Source organism: Marinitoga sp. 1197, from assembly GCF_001021165.1.
Lineage (GTDB): Bacteria > Thermotogota > Thermotogae > Petrotogales > Petrotogaceae > Marinitoga.
The window spans coordinates 1-8,662 of record NZ_AZAY01000018.1 but is presented as its reverse complement, the minus strand read 5'-3'; the positions used below and the strand labels follow the sequence as shown (position 1 = coordinate 8,662).

The window sequence follows — 8,662 nt, the reverse complement described above, 5'->3', positions numbered from 1 at the left end:
ACTCAAATACAATAAAAGATTTTGAATATATATTAGAAGAAGAAAATGGGATAAAATTGCATATATGGTTCATAAAAACTAATTTTGAAAATCCATCAAAAGTAAAATAATTCTATGTATGACTTTTTAGAAAAAATATTATCATTCATTAATATTTACAATAATAGCATCATCAGGAATAGATGTAAAAGCAGAAGAATTAACAAATTTAGTACTAAGCGACCTTGTAATAGACTTTGATGAAAGGATATATCTTTTTGAAATAAAAATAAACAAAAGCGCAAAAGAGGCACTAAACCAGATAAAAGAAAAGAAATATATATAATAGGGATAAACATAGATTCAGAAAAAAGGAATATTGAAAATTATATAATTGAAAAAATATAATACAAAAATCCCCGTTTTCGGGGATTTTGTTATAAAAATTTATCAATAATCTCATCAATAAAAGTTCTATCATCATCTTCTTTTCTATATTTTAAAATACAATTTAGGAAATATGTACAAATAAAAAGAATTATATTAATGAATATCTTCGCAGGAGGCGATTATATGACCAGAGGACTTTATTTTTCTACCATGGGTATGCTTGCTAATATGGCACAACTTGATAATATATCAAATAATTTATCTAATGCTGATACTACAGGATATAAAAAAGACGAAATAACCTTTAAAGCATATCTTGAAAAAGAATTCAGAAATTATAATTCAACTGACTTCAGCAAAGGTAGACATATTGGGTATATGGAAACCGCATTAATTTCAGATGAAACAAAACCAATAATGTCTCAGGGAAAAATCGAAGAAACAAATAATCCTCTGGATTTTGCAATATTTGGAGATGGTTTTTTTAAAATAGAAAGGAATTCTAAGATCTTTTACTCCAGAAATGGTGAATTTAAAAGAAATCAGGAAGGATTTTTAATAACCTCAGATGGTGACTATGTACTTGATATAAACAATAAACGTATTCAAATTCCTGAAAAGTTTAATGTTGATGAAAAGGGAAATATATATAACGGAAATCAGTTAACAGGCCAGAAAATTGCTGTAGTTAATCTTAAAAACCCTTCTAAATTCGGAATAAATCTCTTTACTGGTAATGAAATATCAACTGAAAATTATAAAATAATGCAGGGTGGTCTGGAAAAATCAAACGTAAATACTCTAAAGGAAATGATAAATTTAATAAATGCTAATAGAGCGTTTAATATATTAGAAAAATCCGTTCAAACTCAGGATTTAATGACTGGCAAGATCATAGAAAGCGCTCAAAGAATATAATCAATAATATAATTTCAAGGAGGAAAAAATATGTTAGTATCTCTTTATTCTGCATCAACTGGAATGATAGCACAACAACGAAGACTCGACACTATCTCTAATAATTTATCAAACGTAGACACGACAGGTTATAAGGCTCAAAGGATTGAGTTTCAGGATTTGTTATATACACCTATAAAAGAAGCTGGAACTCCAACAGCTCAAAACTCAACATTGCCAACAGGTGAATATGTAGGTCATGGAGTTAGAGTAGCTGCAACTAATAGAATATTCACACAAGGTAATATAGAACAAACTGGTGGAACTTTTGATCTTGCAATAATGGGAGACGGATTCTTTCAGATGCAATTACAAGATGGTAGAATTGCATATACAAGAGATGGCTCATTTAAAGTAGATGCTAATGGAAGATTGGTTAATTCAAATGGATTATTATTGGTTCCAAATATAACATTACCAACAAATGCTGAAAGTGTAAATATTTCACCAGATGGTATAGTAAGTGCAAAGCTCCCAGACGGAACAATACAAAATGTTGGTAATATTACCCTTGTTAGGTTTGTAAATCCAGCAGGATTAAAATCTATAGGAAATAATTTATATTTGTCCACTCCAGCATCCGGTGTAGCTACTGAAGGTATTCCGAATCAGGATGGGTATGGTTCAATTGAACAGGGATCATTAGAAAAATCCAATGTGGATGTTGTTAAAGAAATGGTCAATATGATCGTCGCACAAAGAACATACGATCTCAATGCAAGAGCGGTACAAACAGCAGATGATTTCTTAAGAACAGTTGGAACATTGAAAAGATAATAGAGGTTAAAGATATGAATATAGATATGAATATAATTGTTGATTATTCTTTGAGAATAGGTATAAGCATAATCGTTTTAATACTAACTAAATTTTTCTCTAAAATAACATACAAATCGATGATGAAAATAACTGAAAAAACTGGAAGATCAATAGCATACAAAAATACATCAAAAGTCTTAATAAATATATTCTATTACACGCTTGGAGGATTTATTATTTTATCTTTATTATTTAAGGATTTCATGCCATTTTTAACAGGTCTTGGAATATCTGGAGTTATCGTAGCATTTGCGATACAGGAACCGTTGTCTAATTTTATTTGTGGAATCCTTTTGATGTTTTCAAAAACAATAAAAGAAGGAGATGCTATTGAGGTAAATGACATTTCTGGAAGCGTTGATCAAATAGATTTGAATCATACAGTTATAAAAACTTTTGATGGAAAGCTCGTCAGAATACCAAATAAAACTATGTGGAACAGTTCAATAACAAACTATTGGCCATCAAATATCAGAAGAAGTGAGATTAATCTTGGAGTTTCTTATAATACCGATTTAACGAAATTTCTTGGATTGATAAATGAATATTTAAAAACATCACATTTAATTTACCAAGATAATGAGCATAAGCCTTTTATCTGGTTTTCAGGATTCAACGATTCTTCTATAGATTTTTCCATAAAATTCTGGTTAAAGAAAGATGATTATTTTGAAGGCACTAAAAAAATCGCTACAGAAATATTTGAATTATTAAAACTAAATAATATTGAAATACCTTTTACACAGATAGACATAAATATAAAAAGGGGCTAAAAATAAATGAGGCTGAAATTTTCAGCCTCATTTATTTTTAGATTTGTTTAAAAGTTTAGCATCTGCAATACCATATAATTATATAAAATAAAAAAAATGTTACAATAATTTCATCTAAACAGTTGACATATATATGTATTATGTATATAATAAAAGTAGACATATATATAAAAAACATATAGAAAACGGAGGTGAATGACATGGCATATTATGATGATAATTATGGATATGGAAGAGGATTCGGTAGAGGAATGGGACATGGTTATGGTATGGGAAGAAGAATGGGAGCAGGATTTGGAAGAGGTTTTGGTAGGGGACGTGGCTTTGGTAGAGGCTTTGAATATGGAGCAGGAAATTATGACGAATATTACAGGCCATCAGATGAAAAAGCTATGTTATTAGATTATAAGAGATATCTTGAAGAAGAAATGCGTTTTGTCGAAGAAAGATTAAGAGAACTTGATAGATATTCTCAAGGGGGTGAAAGGTGATGCCAGGCTTTGATGGAACAGGCCCAATGGGAACAGGACCAGTCGGAAGAAGATTGGGGCCATGTGCAAATCCAGGATATATTGCTCCAGTTTCACCAGTATATAGATGGGTGAGACCTTTTAATAATGCATTTTATGGATTCAGAAGAGGTTTTGGCATGGGACGCGGTTTTGGTAGAGGTTTTGCCGCCGGATATGGTAGAGGTTTTGGTAGGGGACACGGAAGAAATTGGTGGTAAAAATATTTTAATCGAGGGTTGGTTTCCAACCCTCTTTTATAAGTATTTAATATAATATATCATTTTTGTATATATAGTGGTATAATATATATGAATAATTGAACAGGAGGAAAAGAACGTGAAAATTACTATATTAAGTGGAAAAGGTGGAACAGGTAAAACAACTGTCTCTACCAATTTAGCATACACGCTATCAAAAATATACAATGTTCAGTTATTAGATGTTGATGTTGAAGAACCAAATGATCACTTGTTTTTTGATATAAATTTTGAAAAAGAGGAAAGTGTAGATATTTTATTACCTATAGTAGATAATAACGCATGTATAAAATGCGGGGAATGTGCTAAAGCATGTCAGTTTGGTGCTATTTCTGTATTTCCAACAGGAACAATGGTATTTGAAAGCCTATGTCACGGTTGTGGAGCATGTGCTATGGTTTGCCCTGTAAATGCTATTAAAGAAGAACCTAAAAGTATAGGTAAAATAAAATTAGGAAAAATAAATGAAAATTTAAAATTTGGAATGGGTCTTTTAAATATAGGGGAACCTTCAGGTGTAAGGATTATAAGACAATTAAAAAAGCATATAGATAGATCTTCAGATATTGTATTAATCGATTCACAACCTGGAACATCTTGTCCTGTGGTGGAAAGCTTAAGAAACACAGATTTTGCTATCTTAGTGACGGAACCAACAACATTTGGACTACATGACTTAGCACTTGCTGTAGATTTAGTAAAAGAAATGGGCATACCTGCAGGCATTGTTGTAAATAGAGATACAGGTAAAACAAATATGATAGATGAATATTCTAAAAAAGAAAATATTCCTATAATATTAAAAATACCTTTTGATAGAAATATAGCAAAATTATATTCAGAAGGAAAAATATTCTCTCAGTATTTACCAGAATGGGAAGAAAAGTTCAAAAAGGCCTTTGAAACCATAAAGGGGATGATTATATGAAGCAATTAGCTATAGTCAGCGGAAAAGGTGGAACAGGTAAAACAACCTTAAGTTCTTCCTTTGGAGCTCTATTAAATAACGCAGTCCTTGCTGATTGTGATGTTGATGCTGCTAATTTGAATCTAATGTTCAATGGTGAATTAAAAGAAAAATATGATTATTATGGTGGAAAAAAAGCTATAATAGATCAAAATAAATGCGATAAATGTGGTATTTGTAAAAATATCTGCCGATTTGAAGCTATAACCTTTGAGAATGGTATATATGATGTAGATCCATATGCATGTGAAGGCTGTAATGCATGTGTTATAGCTTGTCCTCAAAATGCTATAAAACTAGAAACTGCATTATCTGGAGAATATTATTATTCATCACTTAATGATGAAAAAGATATTGTTCATGCTAATTTAAACCCTGGAGAAGAAACCTCTGGTGGATTAGTAGCAGAAGTTAGAAAATTAGCCATGAATAAAGCCCAGGAAAAAAATAAAGATATTGTATTAATCGATGGCGCTCCTGGTATTGGATGTCCTGCAACTTCATCTATAACAGCAACAGATTATGTTGTTATAGTAACCGAACCAACAACGTCGGGATTACATGATTTAAAAAGGATTGTAGAAACAGTAAGACATTTTAGAAGAGATTTTGGTGTTGTAATTAATAAATATGATTTAAATTCTATTGTAAGTAAAGAAATAATAAATTACTGTATAAGCGATGGAATTGAAGTACTCGGTGAAATTCCTTTTGACGAAACAGTAGAAAAATCAAACTTAGAAATAAATCCTGTTGTTAATTATGAAAATAGTTCAGCTGCAAAAGCAATTAAAGATATATTCAATAAGGTAATGCAAAAATTAAAATAAATTATGGAGGTGTTATTATGAAATTGGCAATACCATCACAAGGAAAAACATTAGACTCATTAAGCAACGATAGGTTTGCAAGAGCCGAACTTTTTGTAATTTATGATTTAGAAAAAAACGAAATTGTTGAAATAGTAGAAAACACAGCAAATGAAGCACATGGCATGGGGCCAAAAGTATCGCAAATGTTAGCAGAAAAAGGTGTTAATATATTAATATTGGAAAGTGTTGGAAAAAATGCCTTCGAAGTTTTAAAAGCTGCAGGAATAGAAGTTTATTTAACAAAAAAAGATACATTAGCTAACATAATTGAAAATTACAAGAATGGAAAATTAGAAAAAGTAGAAAGTGCAACACATTAAGGAGTTGAGATAATGAAAATAGCATTTGGAACAAAAGATGGAATACATATAAATGATGAACATTTCGGACATTCTGAAATATATGTTGTATATGATTATGACGGAAACGAATTTAAAAAAATAGAAGAAATAAAAAACCCATATGCGGAAACCCATATGCACGCAAAAGCAGAAGAGATAAAAGAATTTTTAGGTCATTGCAAAGTCTGGGTAGGGAATTCAATGGGAAAAGGTTCCATGATAAAGCTCGATAAATGGGGATACAAACCTTTAATAGTTGAATCAAAAACAGTTGAAGATGCATTAGAAGAAGTTAGATATATGTTAGCTGGAGAAGTAGAATAATCTCCTGGAGGTGATAACATGCCATGGATAAAAGAAAATGAATGTGTAAAATGTAAAATATGTGTAAATGTATGTCCTGTTGAAGGAGCAATAACTTTAAAAAATGATGGTTATCCATACATAAATAATGACATTTGCACAAGATGTGGATTGTGTATGGAAAAATGTCCTAAAAATGCTATAAGACCAAACTCTGAAAACCCGGCAATGCGTGGCATGGGTAGAGGCAGAGGAATGGGTCGCGGCATGGGTAGAGGATTAGGAAGAAATAGGGGATTTTAAAAAAGAAAAGGGGTGATTTTTCTTGAAATTTGGAAATTTTGAAACGAAAAATCATATATTTATGGCTCCAGTAAAAACAGCATTAGCCACACCAAAAACAGGATTTATTACAGACGAACAAATAGCATACTACGAAAGAAAAGCAAAAGGTGGAGTTGGCACAATTATCTTAGAACCAATAGCGGTTTTACCTTCAGGTAAAGAACACCCAAAACAAACTATGTTAAATACAGATGAACACATAACAGGATTGAAAAAATTAACTAACGCACTTCATAAACACGAAACAAAATTAATTGTACATCTTAATCACGCTGGAAGAGCTGCAAACCCAAAAGCATCAGGTGAAGTTTTATCATCATCATCAATCAAATGCCCTTCTACAGGTCAAATTCCAAGAGAATTATCAGAATATGAAATAAAAAATATAATCGATGCATTTAAAGAAAATGCATTAAGAGCTCAGAAAGCAGGTGTTGATGGAATCGAGATTCAATTTGGACACGGGTATATAGTTCATCAATTTTATTCTGAAAGACTGAATAAAAGGGATGATGAATATGGAAAAAATAGATTCAAATTTGCCAGAGAACTCCTATCTTCTATAACATCAGAGCTCAAAATCCCTTTGTTTATCAGAATTTCCGGAAGTGAGTTTGTGGAAAATGGAATAACAAATGATGATTTAAAAACAATATTTGCTCTAGCAGAAGAATTTAATGTTTCTACAATTCATGTTGGGTGGGGAAATGCATGTGATTCAGCTCCATGGTATTATAATCATATGTCATTACCAACAGATATAATGGATAAAAAGTTAATGGAAATAAGAGAATTAACTTCATTGCCATTAATAGCCGCAGGTAGAATGCATAAAAATGAAAGATACAAAAAATTAGTGAAAGATAAAATAGTAGATGGTGTAGTCTTTGGAAGACAATTAATTATTGATCCAGACTTTCCAAATAAAATATTATCAAATTCTGATGATTATTTAAGATGTGGTAGTTGCTTACAAGGATGTCTTGGAAATGTAAAAGCAGGAAAACCAATAGGTTGTATAGCAAATCCAGAATTACATAAAGAATTTATTGTTAACATTGAAAATAAGAAGAAAATAGCAATAGTCGGTGCAGGTCCAGCAGGATTATTTGCTGGCTTATACTTAAAGAAAAAAGGTTACGATATAACTATCTTTGAAAAAAATGCATATTTAGGTGGTCAATGGGTATTAGCATATAAATCGCCTGGAAAAATGTCCATGAAGGATACATTAGATGATTTAATAAAAAAAGCAGAAAAAGAATTAACTATAAAAACAAATACAGAGGTTACAGCAGAAACTTTTAAAAACAGTTCTTTTGATGCAATTATTGTGGCAACTGGTGCAAACCCATTTGTCCCTCCTATTAAAGGATTAGAAAATTACATTACAGGCTTCGATTTCTTTGAAGGAAAAGAAATAAATGGTGAGAGGGTATTAATAATTGGCGGAGGTTTAATAGGATTAGAAGTTGCTGAAGCATTGGTTAAAGAAAACAAGAAAGTTACTGTTGTTGAGGCGTTAGATGAAGTTGGAAGAGGAATGGAAATAGTGGCAAGCAAATTATTTAAGAAAAATTATGCTCCAAAAATATCTATTTATACAAAAACTATAGTAAAAGAAATTAAAGGGAAAGAAGTATTCGTTCAAACCAAAGAAGAAGAAGTTTCTTTAGGTGAATTTGATGATATTGTAATTACGGCAGGCACAAAACCAGATAATAAACTATATGAAGAATTATCAAAAGAATTAGATAATGTATATTTAATAGGAGACGCATTAAAAGTTGGACAAATAATAGACGCATCAACTGAAGGCTTTGAATTAGCAATGAAAATATAATTAAAATAATTAATCTCCTGCTTCGTGCGGGAGATTTTTTCCTGAGTTTGACCGTTGTTTTTTTCTAATTCTAATTCGAGTGTTCTTTGTATTATGTAAGATATGAAACTCTTTACAATATGACCTTTTATTTTTTTTGTGTCCAGTGAAATATTGGTTTTATCGTATCAAACGAAATCTCTGATTTAATTCAATAAAAATAAAACCGGGAATTTCCCGGGTTTTATTTCAAATGAACATTATTGCTCCTCTATTTTTTATGTATCTTATATACCTTTTCATTAATTTGTTTAAATCCAAGCTT

General features: G+C 30.8%; 12 protein-coding genes and 1 pseudogene. 12 read left to right on the top strand and 1 reads right to left on the bottom strand.

The annotated features are described in order from the left end of the window. The first annotated feature begins 151 nt into the window (after positions 1-151). From X275_RS11780 to X275_RS05765, 12 genes are all read left to right on the top strand, one after another. Positions 152-325, top strand: coding sequence for a PD-(D/E)XK nuclease domain-containing protein (locus X275_RS11780; protein ID WP_335337384.1), 174 nt, complete (start codon positions 152-154; stop codon positions 323-325). 227 nt (positions 326-552) lie between these two features. Then, positions 553-1,287, top strand: coding sequence for a flagellar hook-basal body protein (locus tag X275_RS05815; RefSeq protein WP_047267960.1), 735 nt, complete (start codon positions 553-555; stop codon positions 1,285-1,287). A 30-nt stretch (positions 1,288-1,317) separates the two neighbouring features. After that, entirely contained in the window at positions 1,318-2,103 is a 786-nt protein-coding gene (gene flgG / locus X275_RS05810; RefSeq protein ID WP_047267959.1) for a flagellar basal-body rod protein FlgG, read from the top strand. Positions 2,104-2,117: 14 nt separating this feature from the next. After that, a complete protein-coding gene (locus X275_RS05805; RefSeq protein ID WP_047267958.1) occupies positions 2,118-2,918 on the top strand; it encodes a mechanosensitive ion channel family protein in 801 nt (266 codons plus the stop codon). Positions 2,919-3,118: 200 nt separating this feature from the next. Continuing rightward, entirely contained in the window at positions 3,119-3,409 is a 291-nt protein-coding gene (locus X275_RS05800) for a DUF5320 family protein (RefSeq protein ID WP_156166200.1), read from the top strand. Continuing rightward, a complete protein-coding gene (locus X275_RS05795; RefSeq protein WP_047266737.1) occupies positions 3,409-3,648 on the top strand; it encodes a DUF5320 domain-containing protein in 240 nt (79 codons plus the stop codon). The genes X275_RS05800 and X275_RS05795 overlap by 1 nt, the downstream gene beginning before the upstream one ends. A gap of 118 nt (positions 3,649-3,766) precedes the next feature. Then, on the top strand, positions 3,767-4,615 hold the full coding sequence (locus tag X275_RS05790; RefSeq protein ID WP_047267957.1) for an ATP-binding protein: 849 nt from the start codon (positions 3,767-3,769) through the stop codon (positions 4,613-4,615). Further along, positions 4,612-5,484, top strand: a complete 873-nt coding sequence (locus tag X275_RS05785; RefSeq protein WP_047267956.1) for an ATP-binding protein — start codon at positions 4,612-4,614, stop codon at positions 5,482-5,484. Before X275_RS05790 ends, X275_RS05785 begins: the two co-directional genes overlap by 4 nt. 17 nt (positions 5,485-5,501) lie before the next feature. Further along, positions 5,502-5,846, top strand: a complete 345-nt coding sequence (locus X275_RS05780) for a NifB/NifX family molybdenum-iron cluster-binding protein (RefSeq protein WP_047266740.1) — start codon at positions 5,502-5,504, stop codon at positions 5,844-5,846. 12 nt (positions 5,847-5,858) lie between these two features. Next, positions 5,859-6,191: a NifB/NifX family molybdenum-iron cluster-binding protein gene (locus X275_RS05775; RefSeq protein WP_047267955.1), complete on the top strand. Its 333-nt coding sequence runs from the start codon at positions 5,859-5,861 to the stop codon at positions 6,189-6,191. A gap of 18 nt (positions 6,192-6,209) precedes the next feature. After that, entirely contained in the window at positions 6,210-6,473 is a 264-nt protein-coding gene (locus tag X275_RS05770; protein ID WP_047267954.1) for a 4Fe-4S binding protein, read from the top strand. Between the two features lie 22 nt (positions 6,474-6,495). Beyond that, positions 6,496-8,358, top strand: a complete 1,863-nt coding sequence (locus tag X275_RS05765; protein WP_052913684.1) for an NAD(P)/FAD-dependent oxidoreductase — start codon at positions 6,496-6,498, stop codon at positions 8,356-8,358. Positions 8,359-8,363: 5 nt separating this feature from the next. On the opposite strand, the pseudogene X275_RS11905 reads toward X275_RS05765, so the two are convergent. Further along, positions 8,364-8,545: pseudogene (locus X275_RS11905) on the bottom strand (IS1634 family transposase); the annotation flags it as partial. Positions 8,546-8,662 lie beyond the last annotated feature (117 nt).

Bases quoted from the DNA above. Each gene is read 5' to 3' on its own strand.
- X275_RS05815 (WP_047267960.1), top strand. From the start codon at position 553: ATGACCAGAGGACTTTATTTTTCTACCATGGGTATGCTTGCTAATATG.
- flgG (WP_047267959.1), top strand. From the start codon at position 1,318: ATGTTAGTATCTCTTTATTCTGCATCAACTGGAATGATAGCACAACAA.
- X275_RS05805 (WP_047267958.1), top strand. From the start codon at position 2,118: ATGAATATAGATATGAATATAATTGTTGATTATTCTTTGAGAATAGGT.
- X275_RS05800 (WP_156166200.1), top strand. From the start codon at position 3,119: ATGGCATATTATGATGATAATTATGGATATGGAAGAGGATTCGGTAGA.
- X275_RS05795 (WP_047266737.1), top strand. From the start codon at position 3,409: ATGCCAGGCTTTGATGGAACAGGCCCAATGGGAACAGGACCAGTCGGA.
- X275_RS05785 (WP_047267956.1), top strand. From the start codon at position 4,612: ATGAAGCAATTAGCTATAGTCAGCGGAAAAGGTGGAACAGGTAAAACA.
- X275_RS05780 (WP_047266740.1), top strand. From the start codon at position 5,502: ATGAAATTGGCAATACCATCACAAGGAAAAACATTAGACTCATTAAGC.
- X275_RS05775 (WP_047267955.1), top strand. From the start codon at position 5,859: ATGAAAATAGCATTTGGAACAAAAGATGGAATACATATAAATGATGAA.
- X275_RS05770 (WP_047267954.1), top strand. From the start codon at position 6,210: ATGCCATGGATAAAAGAAAATGAATGTGTAAAATGTAAAATATGTGTA.